Source organism: Bacillus sp. FJAT-14266 (assembly GCF_001719225.1).
Lineage (GTDB): Bacteria > Bacillota > Bacilli > Bacillales > Bacillaceae > Bacillus > Bacillus subtilis.
In genome coordinates, this window is sequence record NZ_CP017072.1 from 3455261 (window position 1) to 3478362 (window position 23102).

Sequence of the window (23102 nt, forward strand, 5' to 3'; positions counted from 1 at the left end):
ATCTTAATTTCCTGTCATGATGCTTTGATAAAAAGCAGATTGCTCTTCTAAAAACCGTTTCGTTTCCCTGCTGTTTAAATAAAAGCTTTCCCAGTCCTGTTCGTTTATTTTCCGCTTCCATTCAGGTGAAGAGGTGACCTTCTTTAGCGCTTGATCCCAGTAAGAAATCTCTTCCTCAGACATATTTTTCGGGCCCAAAATCCCTCTCCAATGAGAAAAAACAAACGGGATTCCCTGCTCCTTCCACGTCGGTACATTTGGAAAACCGGGAAGTCTTTTATCAGATGTTACAGCGGCTAACGTGATATCGCCGTTTCGTTCATATGGTTTCGCTTCAGAAAGTGTCATGGAGGCCGCTTCTATCTCATGTCTGATCAGCGCCTGAATGAGCTGTTCGCTGCTGTCATACTGTGAGAATTGAATGTCAAACGGGTCAATGCCGTACATATCTGCCGCTCTGACGAACGAGAGCTGATCATCATTGCCAAACCCCGGGGCAAAGCCGATTCTCACCTTGCCGGGATGCATGTTGATCTCATTCAGCACATCCTTGCCATTTGTTAACGCTGATCCTTTTGGCAATGCAACCGTCTGCCATTCCTTGGAGAGAATGGCGAGCGGCGTAAAATCGGCCATTTTTAATTTGCTTTGCCCGAGAAGATCATTGCTCAATATTAGGCTGGACGTCATGCTGATGGTTTGTTTGCTGCTTTTGTTGACATATTTCCAGCCTTTCTCTCCCCCGCCGCCGGATTTATAGACAATATGAACATCACCCTTCACGATCTGCTTCTGCCTCAAAACTGATTGGATCGCCTGCGCTGTGACATCCCAGCCGCCAGAAGGTTCGGCAGGGACGACAATTTCTATCGGCCCGTCCGGCAGGCGCGGCGCAGCCGCCTGCCTGATATCACCCTGCATAAAGATCAATAGAATAATCAATAGGATTATAGATTTTTTCATATCTAATCCGCCGCCAAATAATATTTTCTCTCCGGCCTGCCGATAATCCCGTATTCAAGCTCGGCTCTTGCTTCTTCCTTTGACACAAGGTACTCGGCATAACGGCGGGCAGTTGTTCGTGACGCCCCCATTTTTTCCCCAAGTTCCTCCGCTGTCAATCCTTCTGACGCAGTCTGAAGCGCTTCCTTAATTTTTCGCAGTGTAATCGAATTAATGCCAGTCGGCAAATTCTCTGCCGGCAAAGCTGTCTTCACACTGTTCCCAAAAATATGGTCGATCATGGATTGGCTGACCTCCGGCTGAGACATGAGCAGCTTCCTTTTTTCTTTATACTGAAGCAGCACCTGCCTGAACTTGTCAGCTGTTACGGGTTTGATCAAATAGTGGGCAATTCCCGCCCTTAGCGCTTCCTGCAAATGACGGGTTTCTGTTGCCGCTGTGATAATCATAATGTCCACTTCAGGAAATCGGCTTCGTATATCAGGAATCAATGCGGTCCCAAGCTCGTCCGGCATATAAATATCCAGCAGAAGCAAATCAGCCTTGTGTTCCTTCAAAAGCGCCAATGTCTCTTTTGCGTTAGCCGCCTTGCCGATAATCTTGAATCCATCAAGCTGTTTAATCAATCTCTCATGGATTTGCGCAACTCGAAAATCATCCTCCGCAATCGCGATGTGAATCAAATGGATTCCCCCTTTGTTTCTCCTTCGGTATAAACACAGTGAATACCGCCCCGCCAGTTTTTTGATTCGCCAGTTCGATCCAGCCGCCCAGTTCACGCACTGAGTCTTTCACATTGGCCAGACCGTAGCCTCTCCTCATCCCCTTTGAAGAATAGCCTCTCTCAAACACAGCTTCTATTTTCTCTGGCGGCACACCGGGCCCTGTGTCTGATACTTCAATGACAATGTCATGGCCCATATCCGTGATAAAAAACAAAACTTCCTTCACGCTTTGCTCCGCTACAGCTTCGAAAGCGTTATCAATTAAATTGCCAATAATCGTAATAAGATGGGACAAGCCGATATGCGCAGGAAGAGGCGCGAGTGAGCTGTTCTCATCAATCACCAGCTTGACCTTCTTTTCCGATGCCTTGCTTATTTTCCCTAACAAAATGGCCTGCACCTGCTGCGAATGGATGTTATGGAATAAAAGATCATGCTGTTCATTTTGTATCGCATATTCCTCTTTTATCAGATCAATGGCTTCATCATACTCCCCAAGTTCAAGCAGCCCTAAAATCGCATAAAGCTTATTTGAAAATTCATGAGTCTGCGCCCTGAGATCCTCAGAATATTTGCGAACCTCTGTCAATGTGTCGATCAGCTTCTTCAGCTCTGTTTTCTCCCTGAAGCTGACGACAAACCCATACGCCTGCCCGCCTTGATTCATCACTTTCGTATTGATAATAAACACTTGATCGTTGACGCTTACCTCCTGGTTCGGCAGCATTTCTCCTTTTTCAAGCACAGACATCAGCCCTGCTCCCGGCATGACGTCATCTATAGGAAGATGGATCACAGGCTCGGGCAGCTTCAGCATCTCGGCCGCCGATACGTTCATCATGGTGACGACGCCTTCACGATTGGTGGCAATAATCCCTTCTCGAATCGCGAAAAGCATTGCGTTCCTCTCACGATATAGAGCCGCGATCTCATGCGGTTCAAGCCCAAGCGTATCCTTTCTGATGCTTTTCGCCAGCACGGCGGCGCCAATAAATCCGAGCAGCAGTACAAGCACAGCAATCACACTCAAATTTTTCAAATGCTTTTTGATGCTTTGCTCTGTCTCCGTTTGCAGAAAATCAACAGATACGCTGCCGATCACTTGGCTGTATCCCTTCTGTTCTTTTATAATCGGCGCGCTCCCTCTGATCACTCTTCGTCCATCCGCTTTTGTTTCAGAAACATGCGAACCGCCAAACAAAATTTCTCTGCTGCGCTCCAGTTTCTTTAATCCGCTTTTTCTAGAGGCGCTGCGAATGTCTCCTTTTTCGTCCAAAACATAAATGGCAAACGCGCCAGTCTGTTCTTTCATTTGTTCAATGACCTCTTGCGTCTGAGCCGCATGTCCGTCTTTTTTCTCAATGAGCTCTTTAACCGGCGGCATATAGGAAATGGTTCTCGCCGTTTGAACCGCCAGCTGCTCTGCCTGTCTCCGTTCTCCCTGTGTATGCTGAACGGCTAACGTAATGGTCAGCATACCAATGACAAAGACCAGCAGAGCCGCAATCAGCCCCATTATTTTTGTTTGCAGGGAAAAATGGAACCGCTTTTTCACCACAGCACCAGCCGTCCTTTCTACCTAGATCATACCATTTTTCACAGGGAATTTTCTCATTTTTCAAAATCCGTTTTCTTGCGAAGGAGTGAAAATAAAAAAAAGGCAGACCGCGTCTGCCTTTTTCTTTCTACCATATTCCTAGTACTTTCCACCATAATCCGCCGATCACAAGCCATACGATGATATGAACAATCGACAGGATAAATCCGATGGACCACCATTTGCCTTGCGGGATGTAGCCTGCTCCGAAGAAGACCGGAGCCGCTCCAGAACCGTAGTGAGTCGTTGACCCGAACAGGTTACTGATGAACGCGAGGCTCAGCGCTGCTAAAAGCGGCGGTGCGCCCGCTGCCACGACGACAGCCAAAAATGCTGAATACATCGCACTGATGTGGGCTGTCGCACTTGCAAAGAAATAGTGAGAGTAATAATACACAACAATTAAAATGATGAATGCCACAATCCAAGAGAACCCTGATACGGATGATTTCATGGCATTACTGAACCAAGACACCATGCCTAATTCATTCAAGAAGTTGGCGAGCATGACAAGCGCCGCAAACCAAGTGAGCGTATCCCAAGCGCCCTGTTCTTTCTTGATATCATCCCAAGTCAGAACTTGTGATAATAAGAGAACGGCCAAACCGATCAATGCGGTTGTGGTAGCGTCGATGCTGAAGCTGCCGCCAAAAATCCACAGCACAAGCACCAAAAGAAACACGATAACCATGGAAAGCTCCGATTTTTTGAACGGTCCCATTTCTTTCAGTTTTTCTGTTGCGATTTTCGCCGCATCCGGTGTTTCTTTGATTTCCGGCGGATACAGTTTGTAAATCACAAGCGGCGTGATGATTAAGCTTACAAGTCCCGGTACAATCGCGGCAATTGCCCAGCTTGTCCATGTTAAGTCCACCCCTGCGACATCATGGGCCAGCTTGGCAATCAGCGGGTTCGCCGCCATCGCTGTCAGGAACATAGCAGATGTGATCAGATTCCCCTGAAAACCGGTTTTTAATAAGAATGCACCGATTTTTCTCTCTGTTCCATTTGCCGGGCTTGATCCGAATGTTTCGGATAATGATCTGATAATAGGAAATATAATGCCTCCTGCACGCGCCGTATTACTTGGAATAGCAGGTGAAAGTATTAAATCACTGAATAGCAGTGAATAAGAAAGTCCAAGGGTTTTTTTCCCGAATTTCTGAACGAATACATACGAAATTCTCGCACCGAGACCGGTTTTGATAAATCCCCGGGAAATAAAGAATGCGATAACGATAAGCCAAATGGTCTTATTCCCGAATCCGCTTAATGTATCCTCAATTGATAGTGTTCCAGTTAGTGCAGTAACCGCCAATGCAAAAATTGCAATTGCACCCATTGGCAAGGGCTTGGAGATAAAGCCGATAATTGTTGCGACAAAAATCGCAAACAAATGCCAAGCTTTAGGTTCAAGTCCGGACGGAGCGGGAATAAACCAGATGATTAGTCCCACAGCGACAGTAATAAGCAATGGAACAAGCTTTACTGCTGACTGTTTTCCTGCGTCTTTTTCTGAAGCCATAAATAGGTCTCCTCCTATATACTTGTTTTCCGATCCCCTTTTCCATTCTACTCCTTAACTAAGTTAATAAACATTTTAATTAATTAAAAAACACAAAGGTTAGCACCCTTTGTGTTTTTCACTTTCTTAATTTAATTTACCCGCACCCGCTTGATTTATAACATTTGATTTCACATTAGCAGAAGCATCAATCGATCCATGCAGAGACGGCGTCCAGCCGACAGAAGAGCTCAGCCCGTTTGCAGCCGATGCGTTGATCTGTGTGCCGTTCAGCAACGTGCCGGAGTCATATAAAGCCGTTCCCCCGCTGAATACGCTGATCGTTTTAGCAGCTGACAGTCCCGGTACGTCAATGACATTGTTTTGGGCATAGATTTTAGATGACTTTCCGATTCCCCATGCATAGCTAAAAGGATAACTTGAAGAGCTTGTGCTTCCTTCATAATAGTTGTTGTATACGTGCACTTGCCCGAAGCGGACTCTCGGCGCGCGCTGGACAATATTTTGATAGCGGTTATGATGCAGCGTAATTTTTAATTTGCCGTCATCGGAGGTTTTGCTGTCACTTGATCCGAAAATGGAGCTTTTATCATGATCGTGATAATAGTTATAGGACATCGTGATATAGTTAGCACCGTTGGAAGCATCCGTTTGGCCGTCATGGTGCTGATATTTTCTTCCATAATATTTCGGTGATGTGCTGTCCGGACGCGAACCGTCATTAAATGTACAGTGATCAATCCAGATGTGTGTGCCGCCGTTTATCGTGATGTTGTCGTATTGTGAGTTCCAGTTCCCTGAGCTTCCGTCAGTCGGATCCCATTGCGGAAAATAGTCATAGGCATCCTGGAATTCAATGTTGCGAATAATGACGTTATCACTCTTGATTTGGAAGTTTCCTCCCACGACTTTAGCGTTAGTCCCTGAACCGACGATCGTCGTGTTTGCAGGAATATCGACCATGACCCGTGCTTTTTGGTTTTTCTGCGAGCGTGCTCTCGCTTCTTCTTGTGTGCCCGACGGCTCTTTTTTGCCCCATGTGCTAGGATCATAGGCTTTCAAATATTTGTCCAAATCATACTCCGGATCTTTATAGTCATTTAGGCCAAGCGGCTTCAGATTGTCATCCACGTTCATGTCAATCGTTCCCTTGATATAAATGATTTTTGGCGTTGTGTTCGTTTCCTTCCCTAATGCCGAGACAAGCTGGTTTCTGTTGCTGACGGTATACACATTTGAGGAGGATGCTTTTGATCCGCCTGTCGTGCCGGTCGAGTACGCGCCCCAGCCATCATTGGATCCCAACGTCTGGTGGCCTAAATCAGCTGCGTTCGCGCCAGCTGGAGTCAATCCTAAAAACAGAGCCGTAGCTAACATCACTTTTTTCATCCACTATGTACCCCCATTTTCTATTTTGTGAGATTTTATTCCAATTTATCACAAAAATATAATAGCAAATTGAGGGACATGCAGAACCGAAAATGTTCCGCTATCCTATTGCGGCATTCTGCAAAATACCACCGCAAAGACCGCAAAAAAACCAAAAGGCCAACACTGGCCTTTTGGTTTTTTCCCTGCTTTATGCCCAAGCTTTCACTTTTTCGTTATCTGTCACAAAGAGAAGCACTTTTCCTTCATCTAAGCGTTTTTCAAATTGAGCGGCTTCATCTTCAGAAAAACCGATTTCGTGAATTTTATTGCGGAGCTCGTCTCCTTTTTTATTGAAGATATTTCCCACCGCGTGCTTGAAACCTGTTTCTTTGGCTCCGATCGTATTGGCATTCGTGTTGTCTGCCAGGCGTTCCGTTCTGTCATCGTCGTGAGCTAAGACGTATACATCCTCTTTCGCAACACCCATTTTCTGCAATTCCTCTACATCCTTCATGAGCTGTTCGTCATTTGTATACTCTTTTACAACTGGTTTCATGTCGATATTCCTCCTTCATGTTTTCTATATTTCTTTCATACCCGATCGTCTGTACCTGAAACAGATTCCAGAACATTAAAGAGAAAAACAGGAGGAATGGTAGTAGCTATTTGTTTTCCGTCCATGGTAAAGTGATAGGAACGGGACTTATTTTCAGAAAAATCAAAATTAAAGAGAAGCCGCTGCACGGAGCACACGACCATGAAACGCTACCTTTATCCGTACGAGCAGGAGGTATGTCTAATGCAATACTTTTCACCAGAACAGCAATACAATGCTTGGATTGTGAGTGATTTAGTCAAACAGATTTTCCATAAGCGTGCCGGATGTTCACCAGGAATTCACGAGCTTGCGGTTTTTGCCGAGGAACATTTTCATATCGATATCGACTTTGTTTTCTCGATTATCATGAATATCGGCGACATTGAATTTGCACTAACAGATGAAATAGAAAAGAAATTGTCCGGTTATCTCAGCACTCTCCTTCCTTATGTCACTGCTGATATGTTCGAAACCTCTAAAGCCAACGCCCATGCGTTTTTGTCTCGAAGACACGGTAACGCTTCAAACCACTTATTTGTGTCTGATGATGCTTTCATGAGAAAGCAGTAAAAAACGCAGCTTTCTTTACTAAAAAAATATTGACATGATAAGCCATGCTATTATAGTGTTACATGTGATAATGATTCTCATTACTAAATCTGAAAAAAGGAAGAATGACATGCGCACCTATTCTAACAAGTTGATTGCCATCATGAGTGTTTTATTGCTCGCCTGCCTCATTGTATCCGGCTGTTCATCAAGCCAGAATAACAACGGAAGCGGCAAAAGCGAGTCTAAGGATTCCAGAGTGATCCATGACGAAGAAGGAAAAACGACAGTAAGCGGCACACCTAAGCGGGTGGTTGTGCTTGAGCTTTCATTCTTGGATGCCGTTCACAATCTCGGCATTACGCCGGTGGGCATCGCCGATGACAACAAAAAAGATATGATTAAAAAGCTTGTCGGCAGCTCCATTGATTACACATCTGTAGGCACACGCAGCGAACCCAATCTTGAGGTCATCAGTTCCTTGAAGCCTGATTTAATCATCGCTGACGCTGAGCGCCATAAAAACATTTATAAACAGCTGAAAAAAATCGCCCCGACGATTGAATTAAAAAGCCGTGAAGCGACATATGACGAAACGATCGACAGCTTTACGACCATTGCTAAAGCATTAAATAAAGAAGATGAAGGAAAAGAAAAGCTTGCCGAGCACAAAAAAGTCATCAACGATCTAAAAGCCGAACTTCCGAAAGATGAAAACCGCAACATCGTTCTCGGCGTTGCAAGAGCGGATTCCTTCCAGCTTCATACATCATCATCCTATGACGGAGAAATCTTTAAAATGCTAGGCTTTACACACGCTGTGAAGTCAGATAACGCCTATCAAGAGGTCAGCCTTGAGCAATTGAGCAAAATCGATCCTGATATTTTGTTCATCTCAGCCAACGAAGGCAAAACCATTGTAGATGAGTGGAAAACGAACCCGCTCTGGAAAAATCTCAAAGCGGTGAAAAATGGACAAGTCTATGATGCGGACCGTGACACTTGGACAAGATTCAGAGGCATCAAGTCTAGTGAAACAAGCGCCAAAGATGTGCTTAAAAAAGTGTATAATAAATAGGACAAATGAGAAGCGAGGGGAATCCTTGCTTCTTCGTTTTTGCAACCAGACGCAGTAAGGAAGTGAGACTGTTGTATCATTCAGCCAAACGGCGCTCATCATCAAGACTGATGATGTTTATCATTGCACTGATTATTTTTATATTTGGGCTTGGGCTGAATCTTTCAGTAGGAGCCTCAGACATCAGCATCATAGATTCATTGAAATATCTTTTTGTATGGGACGGTTCAAAGGAACAGCTCATCATCTCTACTCTTCGCCTTCCCCGCACATTAATCGGCGTTTTTGTCGGCGCCAGCCTAGCTGTAGCAGGGGCGCTGATGCAGGCTATGACCAGAAATCCTCTGGCTTCACCCCAAATTTTCGGTGTGAATGCGGGTGCATCGCTTTTTGTTGTTGCTTCTCTCGTCATTCTGCCGGCATCGCCCTATTCATCTGTTATATTCGCTTTTGCGGGTGCGGCAGCAGGCGGCGCGATTGTGTATATGATTGCCTCATCCGGCGGAATGACGCCTGTCAAGCTGGCGCTGTCAGGAATGGCCGTGCACTTGTTCCTCTCCTCTATGACACAGGCCATCATTATTTTAAATGAGTCAGGTGAGGATGTTCTGTACTGGATGACAGGCGCAATCGACGGCAGCAACTGGCAGGACGTCATAACCATCGCTCCTTTTTCTGTCATTGGCATCGGGCTTGCCCTCGTATTTTCCGGTTCTGTTTCTGTTCTCGGTCTCGGAGACGAAACAGCAAAAGGGCTTGGACAAAATATGAACGGCATCAGGATTCTGATCAGTTTGATTATTTTAATTCTTTCCGGCGCTTCCGTAGCCGTCGCCGGGCCGATTGGCTTTGTCGGGCTGCTCGTCCCGCATATTGTCCGCAAGCTGATCGGAGAACATTATCAATACGTGCTTCCGTTTTCGGCACTGTTCGGTGCCATTTTGCTGGTGTACGCAGATGTTCTGGCCAGATGGATTGCATTTCCTTATGAATCACCGGTCGGCATTGTCACCGCGATTATCGGAACGCCGTTTTTCTTATATTTGGCAAGGAAAGGGCGGCATCTGAAATGAAGAAAACAACCAGAAAACAAAAACGCCCCTTGCTGGCGATACTCATATTGGCCGTGATTTTAATCGTTCTGTCCGTCATCAGCATTGGAATCGGTGCATTATACATTTCACCTGATGCGGTAGTGACGAATCTGCTGGGACTGGATCATTCCTTTGAATTTATCATCCAGCAATATCGTCTGCCCCGCATTATATTAGCGATTTTGGCCGGTGCTGGGCTTGCCGCTGCCGGAGCGATTTTACAGGGTGTGATCCGAAATCCGCTCGCTTCCCCGGACGTTGTCGGCATTTCAAAAGGCTCCGGACTTGCAGCGATGGCTGTGATTCTCATCTTTCCTGAGTCGCCGGTATACGTGCTTCCGTTCTCCGCATTTGCCGGAGCCGCCATTATTGCTGTACTATTATTAATGATAGCCCGAAAAAAGAGCATTCAGCCCTCTTCACTGGCTTTATCAGGCATTGCTTTAGGCGCGGTCTGCCACGCCGGAATGCAATATATGATGGTCAAGTTTCCAGGCGACGTGAATGCTGCACTCATTTGGCTGACAGGAAGCCTCTGGGGAAGAAACTGGGAAGAAGTCAAGCTGCTTGCGCCATGGCTTTTGATTCTTTTTCCGATCGTCTGCATACTCATACCGAAGCTGGATCTTATGTCACTCGGGGATGAGCTTGCACAGGGTCTCGGAGAAAACGCAAACCGGCTGAGATTCATCCTGATTTTCACCGCGGTGGCGCTGGCGGGAAGCTGTGTAGCCGTCGTCGGCTCAATCGGTTTTATCGGCTTGCTTGCTCCGCATATCGCCAGACGGCTTACCGGAGAAAAAGCTAAATATTTACTGCCTGCATCGGCATTGATTGGTGCTATTATATTATTAATTGCAGATACGTTAGGGCGCGGCATCATGCCTCCGGTTGAAATACCTGCCGGAATACTGACAGCCGTGATCGGCGCGCCTTATTTCTTATATTTATTGAAATTCGAAGCGAGGAAACAGTAGGGAGAGGATACCATGGGAAAACTGGCTGCAGACCAGCTCACTCTTTCATATGACAGTACAGTGATTATTGACGGAGTCGACTTAAAGATAGAAGAAGGAAAAATCACTGCGCTCATCGGCGCTAATGGCTGCGGTAAATCAACAATCCTCAAATCGCTCGCCAGGCTGATGGCCCCAAAAAGCGGTACAGTGCTACTAGAAGGAAAAGACATCCACCGCCAGCCATCAAAAGAAGTCGCAAAAAAACTGGCCATTCTTCCACAATCTCCTCAGGCTCCTGAAGGATTGACGGTAGAGGAATTATGCTATTTTGGCAGACATCCTCACAAAAAGCTGTTATCCAAGCATACCCAAGAGGATCATGACATGGTAGAGTGGGCGCTGGAAGCAACGGGCATGATTGAACTGAAGGATCGGACACTTGATGCCCTCTCAGGCGGCCAAAGACAAAGAGCCTGGATTTCCATGGCACTTGCGCAAGGCACTGATTTGCTTTTGCTTGATGAGCCGACCACGTATTTAGACATCTCACATCAGATTGAAGTGCTTGAACTGCTGAAAAAGCTGAACCGCGACCATGGCCGCACCGTTGTCATGGTGCTCCATGATTTAAACCAAGCCGCTCAATATGCTGACTATCTGATCAGTGTGCTGGACGGAAAAATATACAACGCCGGAACACCGGAAGATGTGTTCACCCAGCCATTTTTCCGTGAAGTCTTCGGCTTGGAATGCTGCATCATGAGAAGCCCGATCGACCAGAAGCCAATGTGCCTGCCGACGGGACTGTGCCCGAAATTACGGGCGAAATGAAAAGGAGAGGAATTCCCTAGGGCTGTCGAGAAACGTGACAGCCTTCATTTTCCCTTATAATATTTTATTCTCACATAATTGATGATAATCTTAAAAAACTCGTCATTCTTCTTATGTTCTATACGAGATACTCTTTTAACATAAAGTTAAATCTGTTCTTATTGACCAACTTGTTAAAGTTATTTCATCTATTCGAATCTTAACACATAGAAAAGCTGAAAGAATTATAGTAAGTCATCCTCGAAATGCGTGAAAAGACAAAAAAGAAAAGCGACAAAATTAGCTTATGTATCAGAAAAAGAATAATCAAAACAGATGCTTTGCTATTGCAGGCTCAGCTTAAAATCGAAATGCTAACTAACTGAATCTTCTATATTTCTCACAATAATATACAGAAGATCGTAATACCTAGCTAAGATCGAGCTTAATGGCTCTTTTTCTGATTCTCAATCCCTGATAATTTTGAAAAGCATTTAAAATAAAATCTTGTAGAAAAAACATTGTTTTTTCTACAAGCTGAACATTACTACACAATGTTAGTATACTTTTATCAAGTCTCTAACCTAGAATGATTAATAAATTGCTTTATTAGTAATTGGCCCATTAATTGATTCTCTAATTTTATATACTGGAATATTCTTTACGCATCTAATCCCCATTTCATTGTGTCGACAGAAAGGAATATCTTTTGCTCTAAAAGAAGGGAACATTAAGCCTGGATGAGAGAAGAATGATCCTCCTTTAAGAACGGCAAATGAGTTAACACTATTAAATGGTACATTCTCAAAAATAGGGTGGAAAGCTCTCTTTGTTTTAAGCTCACTTCTAGTCCACTCCCATGTTCCGCCGATCATACCGCATACTCCATAGGGACTTTCACCATTTTGTTCAAAAATATCACTTGTTAAATGATTTAATTCTTTATCAGCATGAGCTTTTAATAAATTTTCTCTCCAGGACTTTAAAGAAGTAATGGGTTCATTATAAAGACTTCCAGCATATTGAACCTTTGCAGGATCAAATTTATCTCCCCAAGGCCAGACATTACCCTTTTCGCCTCGAGCAGCTTTTTCCCATTGAAACTCGGTTGGCAATTCTTTCCCCTTATATCTTGCGTAAGCAAATGCATCATAAAAATCTATACCTGTAACGGGATGATTATCTAAATACCTATCATCCCAATATGTATTTCTTCTATGTTGTTTATTCTGCGGTTCATTAGGATGACAGAATATATGCCCATTTTCCTCTATGAACTCGGTAAAGATATCATAATCTTTATTTGTAACAGGATACTTATCGATAAAAAATGGAGGTAACCATACTTTTTGTCTAGGAACAGCATCTTTCCAATTAAATGTTTTGTCAGGAATTTCATTTTCATTTAAACCGAATTCAAAAAAGCCACCCGGAATTAAAATCATCCCATCTTCTTCTGTTTTTTCGAATTCCTCTATTAGACTTTGAGGAATTTTTTCTTCAAAGTCAAAGTTATTAGGAAGTATACCATTTTGATCAAAATAATTTTTTAGCATTACTAGCTCTTCATGTTTTTCAACACCGAATATATCTAATAATGTACTTAATACTTTTTGGGCCCCTAATCCCACAGGTTTTTTAGGGTAGCTTATACTCTCCCGGACATCATCAATAATCGAAGACAAATATGCTACAGATTCTTCAATTTTATGATTTGCACAGACATCCATAGCTTTAAAAGAAACTAAATCATCCGGATCCTGGGTTAGATTGATTATAGTTTCTACAGCAGAGAAATAAGGTACCCATTTTTCAACGAAATCAATTAATCTATACCTTATGTAAGTATTCGGATAAGCAATACACATCCCAAACACATTTTCCGCTGCTACAGGGTGTTGAATTTTATTTAGTAGAGTCATAATTCTATTATCGATTAAACTCTTAAAATCATTTTTTTTATTTTCTGGAACAGAAGTAATAAGTTCTTCAACTTCAATTAATATTTCTATATCTTTATTGTAAATTGATTTATGATCTTGCATTAATAGAGTCAAATTACGATAACCTCCCGATTTGTTTGTTGAAATAAGGAATAGCATTAAATGCTATTCCCTAAGTGTTTACCATTTTTCATTAGTATAAAGAACCGGGCTAACAATCGATTTTCTCCAGTTTTTTCTTAATTTTCTCATGGTTTTCCCCCCTTTAATAAGATATGTGGTTCCCTGAATATTGATAGAATAGTCAGAGAACTTAAATAAACAATAACAATAAATAGAATAAAAGTAAATAGTTTACAAGGAAATTTTTTCTTTACTTTTGTTGTTTTAAGGTGTTTAAATATGTTTAAGCTCTTTACCGAGAAAAATTATTCCAAGGGAGGATACATATGAGTAAAGGTTATTATTCTATTTTATTTAGCCAGACCACTACAAATTTAGGTTTTTCTCTATATACTATGGTAGTGATTTCGTTTTTGTTTAAAATGACCAATTCGACAACCATCGCCTCTATGGTGACATTAATAAGTATTATTTTTCGTATTTTTGGAAGTGCTATATTACCGTTAATAACAATTCGATTAAAACTGCCTCTTACAATAATTATTTCTCAATTGATACAAATGCTGTTATTAATATGTTTGTTCTATGCTTTATTAAGAACTTACTCTAATCAAACTCTCATTTTAGTCTTTATTATTATTAGCTGTATTTCCTTTTTTAATGGATGGTTCTCACCTTTAAAAAGTGCAATTATAGGGGAAATAATCTCTCCTGATAGAAGAGTAAAAGCAAATGGATTATTATCTACAGTGGACCAAACTTTTCAATTTGTAGGCTGGTCTTTAGGTGGTCTCATAATTGCATTTTTAGGTGAGGGATATACCATTATACTTACTATCTTTTTGTTGTTTACATCTCTTCTTTCTCTTTTATTTTGTCTACCACATGGCCACGCTAATTCTGTCATACGTGAAAAAAATTCTCCCAATAAGAGTATAGTAAGTGGTTGGCGGTATTTATTTAGCCAAAAGAAACTTAGAACAATTATTATTATGGATTTAATTGAGTCATGGGCAGGAATGATTTGGATAGGATCTGTCTCTTTAGCTTTCGTTAACGAAGTCTTGCATAAAGGAGAATCATGGTGGGGATTTATTAATGGAGCATATTATTTAGGTTCGATGATAGGGGGATTTATAATATATAAGCTGTCGGAGAGATTTCAAAATAAGTTAATTAATTTTATGTTAATTGGCGCTGTCTCATATGGAAGTTTAACTTTAATATATGGTTTTATAAGTAATTCATACTTAGCTCTAATTTTGGTTCTCTTTATGGGGCCGGCTTATATATTAAGAGATCTTACACAAGAAACACTTATTCAGAACATAACAACCGAGCAAACTCGAATTAATATAATGTCTGCAAGGTCTTCTTTAGTACAGTTCATTTTTATGTTTTCAATTCTGGCTATAGGGGCTATTTCAGATTTCCTTGGAGTTCGTTTAGTTTATGTTTCAGCAGGTATTCTTTTATTAGTGTCCGCAATATATGGATTTTCTCAATTACAATTCAAAAAAAAGGTAAATAAACATATAAGCTTTTAATAAATATATAAAATTTAATTATGTTTTCGTTTGCTTTTTCGCGTGTTTAATTAATAAGTAAACATTACTTTATTGACCAAAAGAAAATGGTTGAGTACCATCAATTATCTGTTTCAGAAAAACTCGGCATAAAAGGAAAAAATTGAACAAATCTTTGCTGATGTAAAAAAATCGCATAGACTTTGCTATTGCAGATTGATGCGAAAGCAAAATGTGAACGACTAAGCTCCCCCTCGCAGATGCTTGCAAGAATATGAAAAAGAATCGACATACACACTAGCCAATCTTAGCTAGGTGTACAGGAGCTCTTTTTCTGTTCTGTTTTCTAATAATGATAAATGACTAAAGAGAACTTTTAAAACAAAAGAGCTTGTAGAAAGCATAAGCTCATCTATAACCTTTTTTGTATGCCAGCTTACCTTTTGTATTTCCTCTCCTGTCCATGTTACAGTGGTGTCAACCAAGTGATAGGAGGATGAAAATGACAGCATCTCAGCAGCAAATTCAATTAGCAAGACGTCCACAAGGTATTCCTGTTCATGAAGACTTTCGCTTTGAAACCATTCCGGTTCCTGAACCCAAGCAAGGGGAAGTGCTTGTCAAAACGCTTTATGTTTCGGTTGACCCTTATATGCGCGGCCGTATGCAGGATACGAAGTCATATGTTGAGCCATTCGCCTTGGATGAAGCGCTTTCTGGCGGGGTTATCGCTGAAGTTGTGTCAGACGGGAATCATCTGAAAAAAGGCGATATCGCCATCGGAAATCTCAGCTGGCAGGAATTTTCCGCTGTGAGCGAGTCTGCCTTGCGAAAAATTGATACAAGCCTTGCTCCCGCTTCGGCCTATCTCGGCATTTTGGGAATGACCGGCTTAACAGCATACTTCGGATTGCTGGACATCGGACGCCCGAAGGAAGGCGAAACCGTGGTTGTCTCAGGAGCTGCCGGAGCCGTCGGTTCAACAGTCGGGCAAATTGCCAAAATCAAAGGCGCGCGAGTCGTCGGCATCGCGGGCTCTGATGAAAAAATCGACTATTTAAAACAGGAGCTTCAGTTTGACGAAGCCATCAATTACAAAACAGCGGATGATATCCAAAAAGCGCTTCAAAACGCTTGTCCTGACGGTGTCGATGTGTATTTTGACAATGTCGGCGGACCGATTTCAGACGCGGTGATGAATCTGCTCAATGAATTTGCCCGCATTCCGGTGTGCGGCGCCATTTCTTCCTATAACGCAGAAAGCGAAGCAGATGACATGGGCCCTCGTGTCCAATCAAAACTCATTAAAACGAAGTCGCTGATGCAAGGCTTTATCGTAAGCGACTACTCCGATCGTTTTTCTGAGGGAGCAAAACAGCTGGCCGAATGGCTGAAGGCTGGTAAACTCCATTACGAGGAAACCATCACAGAAGGCTTCGAAAACATTCCTGACGCGTTTCTCGGTTTATTTAAGGGAGAAAATAAAGGGAAACAGCTGATCAAGGTCAGTGATCCGAGCTGAATGAAGATGAAAACGGGAGGGCTTTTTGCCCTCCTTTTGTGTTTCGATGAGATCAGTTGCGAAGAATCAGCGTAAGAAAACCATCTTCATCAGGTTCCGTGTCTTCTAAAGTGAATCCTGCTGCTTGAAAGCAAGCTAAACTGATTCGATTGTCTTCTTCAATGCATGCCACCCATTCTCGCACGCTAGTAAAATCAGGTTCGGTCATCAGCTTTTGCAGTATCCGTTTTCCGTACCCTTGAAGCCGGTACAAAGGATTGACGATCAATCCAATATACGTCCGCTCCTCTCCGAACTCAATAACGACCATCCCTGCCGGCAGCTGTCCATCATACGCCATGATGACAGTATCGTGTTTATCTTTATTTACTCGTGCGTACCACTCATCTAATGGCAGCATCCCATCCATTCTCCGTCTGGTATCCTCATTCTCAAACCAGTGTTCAAGTATTTTCAGCTCTGGCTCCTGCATTACTTGAAACCTGTCTATTGAAGCCATTTTCCCACCTCCGCGCAAAATCTTTTCTATTATTTTACAACAAAAAAAGGGCTTTCCGCCCTCCTTTTTATTTCGTCTTCAGTTTTCCGCCTGCATACACAGCTTCACTCAGCTCAACACCAAGCTTCTTCGCCATTTTTTTCAGCTTTGATTCCTCCAATTTTGTCACAAGGCTCAGCACGTTGCCTTCTTTTCCGGCCCGGCCTGTTCGTCCTGATCTGTGGACATAGCCATCTTCATCTGGAATATCAGCATGAATCACGTATGGCAGGTTTTCAATGTCTAAACCGCGTGCGGCAATGTCAGTCGCCAATAAAAGAGGAAACTCTCCGTCTTCGAATGCGGAAATGATTTTTGCCCGCTCCATTTTTTTCGCTTCACTGTGCAAAACGCCGAGTTCAACGTGGTGATATGCCAGCTTTTCCGCATATACACTCAGGTTGCCGATGTCTCTCACAAATACGAGTGCCTGCATGCCTTCAAGCCTTGACAGCTTTTGCAGCAGCTTCACTTTGTCGCGCTGGTCGCAAATCAGGTATTGATGTTTCACTTTCCCTGCCTCCGCCTTGCTTCGCTGTACCTTCAACACCTCAGGCTCTTGCGCCAATTCGCGGAGCACATCCTCTGTTTCCTTTTTGAGTGTCGCGGAAAAACATAGAAGCTGGCGGTCTCTTAATGTCGTTTTAATAATTTGTTTGATCGTTTCGCGATGCTCCGGCAGGATAAGCTGATCCGCTTCATCAAGTACAATCGTTTTCACTTCATGCATTTTGAGTTTCTTTGCTTTAATCAGTTCAAATACCCTGCCTGGCGTGCCGACGATGATATGCGGATGTTTCTTCAGCTTTTCGACCTGCTTCTTCACATTCGCCCCGCCGATTAAGGAAGCCGCGCGCAGCTCTGAGCCCGCTTTCCAATCCTGAATCACCTGAAAAATCTGCATGACCAGCTCACGGGAAGGCGCTAAAATCACAGCCTGCGGATGCTTTTGCTCTGGTTTGATCCGCTCCAAGACCGGCAGCGCATACGCCAGCGTCTTCCCTGTACCTGTCGGCGATTCTGCAATGACGTCCTTTCCGTCCATGATCAGCTGGGCTGCCTGCTCTTGAACAGGGGTTGGCGTTTGAAAGCCGGAAGCATTCCAATTCTCTTGTATAAATGATTGTGCATTATGTAAAAATGGCCAAGTTTGCGTCATTTTGTTCTCCTCAATTCCTGAAATCTATTCCATAGTATCTCAAAACCTCGCCCGGAACGCAATTTTTCTTTTTCTTTCCTATACCTTTCAACATTCCGAATCCTCCTTTATAATCAAAAGAGTGAATATTACACGCCGATTGTGCGTGTTTGATAACGATAGAGGTGTAAACATGAGTATTTTATCTGTAAAGGATTTAAGCCACGGTTTCGGGGACCGGGCCATTTTTAATAACGTTTCCTTCCGCCTGTTAAAAGGCGAGCACGTCGGTTTGATCGGCGCAAACGGTGAAGGAAAATCAACCTTCATGAATATTATTACCGGAAAGCTTGAACCTGATGAGGGAAAAGTCGAGTGGTCAAAAAACGTCCGTGTCGGATACCTTGATCAGCATACCGTGCTGGAAAAAGGAAAATCCATTCGAGACGTCCTGAAAGACGCATTCCATTATTTATTTGCGATGGAAGAGGAAATGAACGAGATATACAACAAAATGGGCGAGGCTGATCCCGACGAGCTCGAAAAGCTGCTTGAAGAAGTCGGCGTCATTCAAGACGCGCTGACAAACAATGATTTTTATGTCATTGATTCCAAGGTGGAAGAAATCGCCCGCGGTCTCGGTTTGAGCGATATCGGTTTAGAGCGGGATGTCACCGATTTGAGCGGCGGACAGCGCACAAAGGTCCTTCTCGCTAAGCTTCTCCTTGAAAAGCCGGAAATTCTGCTTCTCGATGAGCCGACCAACTATCTTGATGAACAGCATATTGAATGGCTGAAACGCTACCTGCAGGAATACGAGAACGCGTTCATCCTGATTTCCCACGATATTCCGTTCTTGAATAGTGTCATCAACCTGATTTATCACGTTGAAAATCAAGAGCTGACACGTTATGTCGGCGACTACCATCAGTTTATGGAAGTCTACGAGGTGAAAAAACAGCAGCTTGAAGCGGCCTACAAAAAGCAGCAGCAGGAAGTCGCGGAGCTGAAGGATTTCGTTGCCCGCAACAAAGCGCGTGTCAGCACGAGAAACATGGCGATGTCCCGCCAAAAGAAACTCGATAAGATGGATATGATCGAGCTTGCGGCAGAAAAGCCAAAGCCGGAATTCCACTTTAAGCCGGCGAGAACGTCAGGCAAGCTGATTTTTGAAACGAAGGATCTCGTGATCGGTTACGATTCCCCGCTGTCCCGTCCACTCAACCTCCGCATGGAACGCGGCCAAAAAATCGCCCTTTACGGCGCAAACGGGATCGGAAAAACGACGTTGCTGAAAAGTTTGCTTGGCGAAATCCAGCCGCTTGAGGGCTCTGTTGAACGCGGTGAGCACATCTATACCGGCTATTTCGAGCAAGAGGTCAAGGAAACAAACAACAATACGTGCATCGAAGAAGTATGGAGCGAATTCCCTTCTTATACGCAGTATGAAATCCGTGCCGCTCTGGCAAAATGCGGGCTGACGACAAAGCATATCGAAAGCCGCGTCTCCGTATTAAGCGGAGGCGAAAAAGCGAAAGTCAGATTGTGCAAGCTAATCAACTCAGAAACAAACCTGCTGGTGCTCGATGAGCCGACAAACCACTTGGATGTCGATGCCAAGGAAGAGCTCAAGCGCGCCCTGAAAGAATATAAAGGCTCCATTCTGCTCATTTCCCACGAGCCAGACTTTTATATGGATATCGCGACAGAAACATGGAACTGCGAGTCTTGGACGACGAAAGTGCTTTAATTTATAAAAAAACCCGCCTGCTGAAGGGCGGGTTTTTTACTGCCATTTTTTCTGAACGATTCTCAAAAGCTCTCTGTCTTTTAAAATGAGATGCAATGGAGATGTGAATTCAAACTTTCATTTTAAGATTATCATTCAAAAAAACATCTTTACAAAATTATTTACATTAACAATGAACCCGAGAAACTGTCCTGTTGCTATCATAATACGAAATATAAGCTTTGGTTTTGGTTTATCAGGTTTAGGTTTGTATAGGCGAAGAGCAGATTTCCCGATAAAAAGAAACCCAAATGCAATAATAAATAAAGCCAAAAGATTTGGGAAACTAATAAAAATATCTTTTAGGATTATTGGTATTAACGTAAACCCCAACCCTATACACATCTCTAACGCACCATCGTTAAGGGTTACTTTACTTAATTCGACTCCTAGGCCACAAATACCAAAAATATCATCGATAGCAGTTTCATTGCGGTTTCATTACCAAAAGTATCCCAAGAAAAATATAAAACACAACCCACAAGGATACTAACTGCTGCTAAAACAAAGCCAAAAAATTTATCATCATCTTGCTGAACTGTTTTTGGATTCGTTTCCATCTGACAAAACGCACCTCGTATGTTTTTTTGTAGTATATCATATTAAGGACATAAAGTTAATATTATACAACCTTCTGATACCAATTAGTATTAACAGAAGATGCGTCATAAAAGTGCTGCTAATAGGATAATCATAAGATGATGACCTTACTAGTTAGCTCTAAACAGGACATAAGACATTGTATTATGAAAGAAAAAGAGCTTTTAAAAGATCAAAGATCCTCTCATAAACTAATGTTCGAGAAATGCAATTTTAAAATTTTTATAACAACCTGTCTCTTCAGGGAACTCAACGCGATGAATAGTCCTCTTAGTCCCCTAAAATAAACGAGAATATACTATAACACTATTATGATAAGTAGATTTAGCAACTTAAAAAAGACACTGCATCTGTGCAGTGTCTTTCGTTATTAATGCCCCGCCTTAATTCCAGCAAGATGTTTACGTCCCATGAGAAGGACAAGCATGCCGACAAAAACGACGATTCCGCCTACTGTATATGGTGTGCTTGCAGTAAAGTGTTCTGACAGCATTCCTGCAATCCACGGGGCGAGCGCGCCGCCGATGAAGCGGACTGAGCTGTAGGCTGAAGACGCGATTGAACGTTCAACCGGCGCAGAACCCATCACAGCGGTTGTCATGATCGTATTCACCATACCGAGGACAGCACCGGCGACAACGATACATGTAATAATCAAAGTCTGATGGTCTGTCCAGATCCCCATAATAACGAGAATGGCCGCAAAGGCGATAAAGAGAACGACGAGCGAACGCACTGTGCCCAGCGCTTTGTGCACGAGCGGCGCCGTAAAGACTGACGTAATTGCCAGCAGAAGGCCCCAGCCGAAGAAGACATATCCAAGACCGTGTTCATCTAAATCCAGAACGAACGGAGAATAAGCAAGCAAAATAAAAAATCCAAAGTTGTATAAGAATGCCGATACCGCCATTGTTAAAAGGCCTTTATATTTGAGCGCCTTCATCGCATCAAACACACCGACGCGTTTCGCCGGTTTCGGCAATTTCGGAAGCATGAAAGAAATCGCGATTAACGCAATAAACATCAGGACAGATACTCCGAAAAACGGTGCACGCCATGAAATGCTTCCAAGCTCTCCGCCCGCAAGCGGCCCGACAGAAATCCCGAGACCGAGCGCAGCCTCATACAAAATAATCGCTTGGGCGCTTCCTCCGACTGATACACCGACGATGACCGCAAGCGCTGTTGAAATAAACAAAGCATTCCCTAATCCCCAGCCGCCGCGATAGCCGACTAACTGAGCGATTGAGCTTGAGCTGCCGCCAAACCCCGCAAACACAATAATAAAAATAAGTCCGAGAATTAATGTCCATTTCGCGCCGATGCGGCTGGAAATGGCTCCTGAGAAAAACATCATAAATCCGGTTACAAGCAAATAACTTGTAAACAAGAGTGATACTTCACTAGGTGAAGCATGTAATTGTGCGGCAATGGCCGGAAGAATTGGATCAACCAGCCCGATTCCCATAAAGGAAATCACACAGGCAAACGCGACAGCCCATACCGCTTTCGGCTGGCTGAGCAAGCCTGTTTTCTGATTCACTTGTGTTGTCTTATCCATTTGACCTGACCTCCATCTTTATTCCATTAAAAGAAACGCTACAAAAATAGCGTTTAACAAACTTTTCATTCGATTGATTGAATGGCGCGTTCCGCTTTGCCTTTCATGCCCTGCAGGCGTTCTTTAAAGCTTTGGAATGTGCGGATTTTCTCATCAATCAAATCCAGCTGGTGATTCAGGGTTTCCTGAATTTCCTCCAGTTTTTCTTTCCGTTCCTTAGGATCCAGTGACAACAAATACCCCTCTTTGTTTAACTCTAGCTGGCGGCTGGTTTCCATGAAATGCTGAAGCTCCTGAAGGGAAAAACCGAGCACCTCTTTTGTGCTGATGACTTTCTCAAGCTCCTCCATATCATCCTCTGAATAAAGCCTTACACCGCCGTCTGTCCGTTTCGGCGCCGGAATCAAGCCGATTTCTTCATAAAACCGGATGGTCCGCTTTGTCAGCCCGCTTCTTTTGGCCACTTGATCAATCTTCATCCATTCCAAGGTAAATCCCCCTTCGCCGTTTCTGTTACCATTATACACCTTTTGAACCTTAACGTAAACGTTAAGTTTTAAAAAACAATAAAAAAGACGAGCAGCATACAGCACCCGTCTTTCACTTTCCTGTTTAAGCTAAACTTCCCGCCACTGACAGAGACTCTTTTTGAAGGCTTTCAGAAAGCACTCGATACGCGATCACTTTCTTCTTGTACTGTTTCACGACGTCGATATGGTCGTCGTAGCGGTACACGAACAGCTTCACGTCTTTTTTTCCTTTTTTTGTATCTATCACCAGAGGCGTGCCGCCGTTTTCCGGATGTAAATAACGCTCTTCATCACCTGGATAGATATAATATTTTTCCAGGAAGATAGCTTCGTTAAATTGATCAATCACTTTCTGCTTCTCTGCACCCTCGAGGCGTTTTCCATCTAGAGAGAGACTCGCATTTTCGTCACTCAGCTTGGCGTGCACTTCAAATTTGCCGAGCAGCCATTCTATGACGCCTGTAGGAAGACAGGTTAATACGATTTTCACCAGACTCATGAGAATTAACATCACGATCGCCCATGTCATACTTCATCATCTCCGTTAGTTTTCCATGTGCCGC

General features: G+C 43.3%; 21 protein-coding genes. 8 read left to right on the plus strand and 13 right to left on the minus strand.

Translation table 11 applies throughout. The features are described from left to right. Nucleotides 1-3: 3 nt before the first annotated feature. The 6 genes from BGM23_RS17945 to BGM23_RS17970 all read right to left on the minus strand — a co-directional run bounded on the left by BGM23_RS17945 (nt 4) and on the right by BGM23_RS17970 (nt 6737). Complete coding sequence (locus BGM23_RS17945; RefSeq protein ID WP_029946126.1) at nt 4-963, minus strand: tripartite tricarboxylate transporter substrate binding protein; 960 nt, start codon at nt 961-963, stop codon at nt 4-6. Nucleotides 964-965: 2 nt separating this feature from the next. Beyond that, a complete protein-coding gene (gene citT, locus BGM23_RS17950; RefSeq protein WP_038428596.1) occupies nt 966-1646 on the minus strand; it encodes a two-component response regulator CitT in 681 nt (226 codons plus the stop codon). Beyond that, nucleotides 1618-3246, minus strand: coding sequence for a two-component sensor histidine kinase CitS (yflR, locus tag BGM23_RS17955; RefSeq protein WP_046664323.1), 1629 nt, complete (start codon nt 3244-3246; stop codon nt 1618-1620). The genes citT and yflR overlap by 29 nt, the downstream gene beginning before the upstream one ends. Before the next feature lie 127 nt (nt 3247-3373). Beyond that, a complete protein-coding gene (locus tag BGM23_RS17960; protein ID WP_046664324.1) occupies nt 3374-4810 on the minus strand; it encodes an anion permease in 1437 nt (478 codons plus the stop codon). Nucleotides 4811-4936: 126 nt separating this feature from the next. Next, the gene (locus BGM23_RS17965) at nt 4937-6199 is read right to left on the minus strand and encodes a pectate lyase (protein WP_029726877.1); all 1263 of its coding nucleotides are present in this window, start codon (nt 6197-6199) and stop codon (nt 4937-4939) included. A gap of 190 nt (nt 6200-6389) precedes the next feature. Further along, the gene (locus BGM23_RS17970; RefSeq protein ID WP_003233729.1) at nt 6390-6737 is read right to left on the minus strand and encodes a YflT domain-containing protein; all 348 of its coding nucleotides are present in this window, start codon (nt 6735-6737) and stop codon (nt 6390-6392) included. A gap of 243 nt (nt 6738-6980) precedes the next feature. Between BGM23_RS17970 and BGM23_RS17975 the strand changes: the two genes are divergently transcribed. From BGM23_RS17975 to yfmF, 5 genes are all read left to right on the plus strand, one after another. Next, nucleotides 6981-7349, plus strand: coding sequence for a YfmB family protein (locus tag BGM23_RS17975; protein ID WP_029726878.1), 369 nt, complete (start codon nt 6981-6983; stop codon nt 7347-7349). Between the two features lie 109 nt (nt 7350-7458). Beyond that, a complete protein-coding gene (gene yfmC / locus BGM23_RS17980) occupies nt 7459-8406 on the plus strand; it encodes a Fe(3+)-citrate ABC transporter substrate-binding protein YfmC (protein ID WP_003243996.1) in 948 nt (315 codons plus the stop codon). 71 nt (nt 8407-8477) lie between these two features. Beyond that, nucleotides 8478-9479, plus strand: coding sequence for a Fe(3+) dicitrate ABC transporter permease FecD (fecD, locus tag BGM23_RS17985; RefSeq protein WP_046664325.1), 1002 nt, complete (start codon nt 8478-8480; stop codon nt 9477-9479). Next, complete coding sequence (yfmE, locus tag BGM23_RS17990) at nt 9476-10477, plus strand: Fe(3+)-citrate ABC transporter permease YfmE (RefSeq protein ID WP_003243506.1); 1002 nt, start codon at nt 9476-9478, stop codon at nt 10475-10477. Before fecD ends, yfmE begins: the two co-directional genes overlap by 4 nt. A gap of 12 nt (nt 10478-10489) precedes the next feature. After that, complete coding sequence (gene yfmF, locus BGM23_RS17995) at nt 10490-11290, plus strand: Fe(3+)-citrate ABC transporter ATP-binding protein YfmF (RefSeq protein ID WP_003233737.1); 801 nt, start codon at nt 10490-10492, stop codon at nt 11288-11290. Between the two features lie 572 nt (nt 11291-11862). Here yfmF and BGM23_RS18000 read toward each other — a convergent pair. After that, the gene (locus tag BGM23_RS18000) at nt 11863-13326 is read right to left on the minus strand and encodes a formylglycine-generating enzyme family protein (RefSeq protein ID WP_003244287.1); all 1464 of its coding nucleotides are present in this window, start codon (nt 13324-13326) and stop codon (nt 11863-11865) included. A gap of 335 nt (nt 13327-13661) precedes the next feature. Between BGM23_RS18000 and BGM23_RS18005 the strand changes: the two genes are divergently transcribed. Then, complete coding sequence (locus BGM23_RS18005; protein ID WP_003233743.1) at nt 13662-14882, plus strand: MFS transporter; 1221 nt, start codon at nt 13662-13664, stop codon at nt 14880-14882. Nucleotides 14883-15363: 481 nt separating this feature from the next. Further along, nucleotides 15364-16383, plus strand: a complete 1020-nt coding sequence (locus tag BGM23_RS18020; protein WP_015715494.1) for an NADP-dependent oxidoreductase — start codon at nt 15364-15366, stop codon at nt 16381-16383. A 52-nt stretch (nt 16384-16435) separates the two neighbouring features. Here the strand turns inward: BGM23_RS18020 and BGM23_RS18025 are convergent, their stop codons facing one another. Together BGM23_RS18025 and BGM23_RS18030 are read right to left on the minus strand one after the other, a co-directional pair. Next, nucleotides 16436-16882, minus strand: coding sequence for a GNAT family N-acetyltransferase (locus BGM23_RS18025; protein WP_015252579.1), 447 nt, complete (start codon nt 16880-16882; stop codon nt 16436-16438). Between the two features lie 67 nt (nt 16883-16949). Beyond that, nucleotides 16950-18080 (minus strand): DEAD/DEAH box helicase, encoded by a 1131-nt coding sequence (locus BGM23_RS18030; protein ID WP_015715493.1) that lies wholly within the window; start codon nt 18078-18080, stop codon nt 16950-16952. Between the two features lie 172 nt (nt 18081-18252). Between BGM23_RS18030 and BGM23_RS18035 the strand changes: the two genes are divergently transcribed. Beyond that, on the plus strand, nt 18253-19809 hold the full coding sequence (locus BGM23_RS18035) for an ABC-F family ATP-binding cassette domain-containing protein (protein ID WP_014476110.1): 1557 nt from the start codon (nt 18253-18255) through the stop codon (nt 19807-19809). A 428-nt stretch (nt 19810-20237) separates the two neighbouring features. Here BGM23_RS18035 and BGM23_RS21945 read toward each other — a convergent pair whose 3' ends face one another. The 4 genes from BGM23_RS21945 to BGM23_RS18065 all read right to left on the minus strand — a co-directional run bounded on the left by BGM23_RS21945 (nt 20238) and on the right by BGM23_RS18065 (nt 23068). After that, entirely contained in the window at nt 20238-20408 is a 171-nt protein-coding gene (locus BGM23_RS21945; RefSeq protein ID WP_153912164.1) for a hypothetical protein, read from the minus strand. Between the two features lie 410 nt (nt 20409-20818). Continuing rightward, nucleotides 20819-22009 carry an MFS transporter gene (locus BGM23_RS18055; protein ID WP_015715492.1) on the minus strand — a complete coding sequence of 397 codons (1191 nt, stop codon included), beginning with the start codon at nt 22007-22009 and terminating at the stop codon, nt 20819-20821. Between the two features lie 65 nt (nt 22010-22074). Next, nucleotides 22075-22497 carry a MerR family transcriptional regulator gene (locus BGM23_RS18060; protein WP_003243655.1) on the minus strand — a complete coding sequence of 141 codons (423 nt, stop codon included), beginning with the start codon at nt 22495-22497 and terminating at the stop codon, nt 22075-22077. A 124-nt stretch (nt 22498-22621) separates the two neighbouring features. Next, nucleotides 22622-23068, minus strand: a complete 447-nt coding sequence (locus BGM23_RS18065; RefSeq protein WP_003243426.1) for a YfmQ family protein — start codon at nt 23066-23068, stop codon at nt 22622-22624. Nucleotides 23069-23102: the final 34 nt, after the last annotated feature.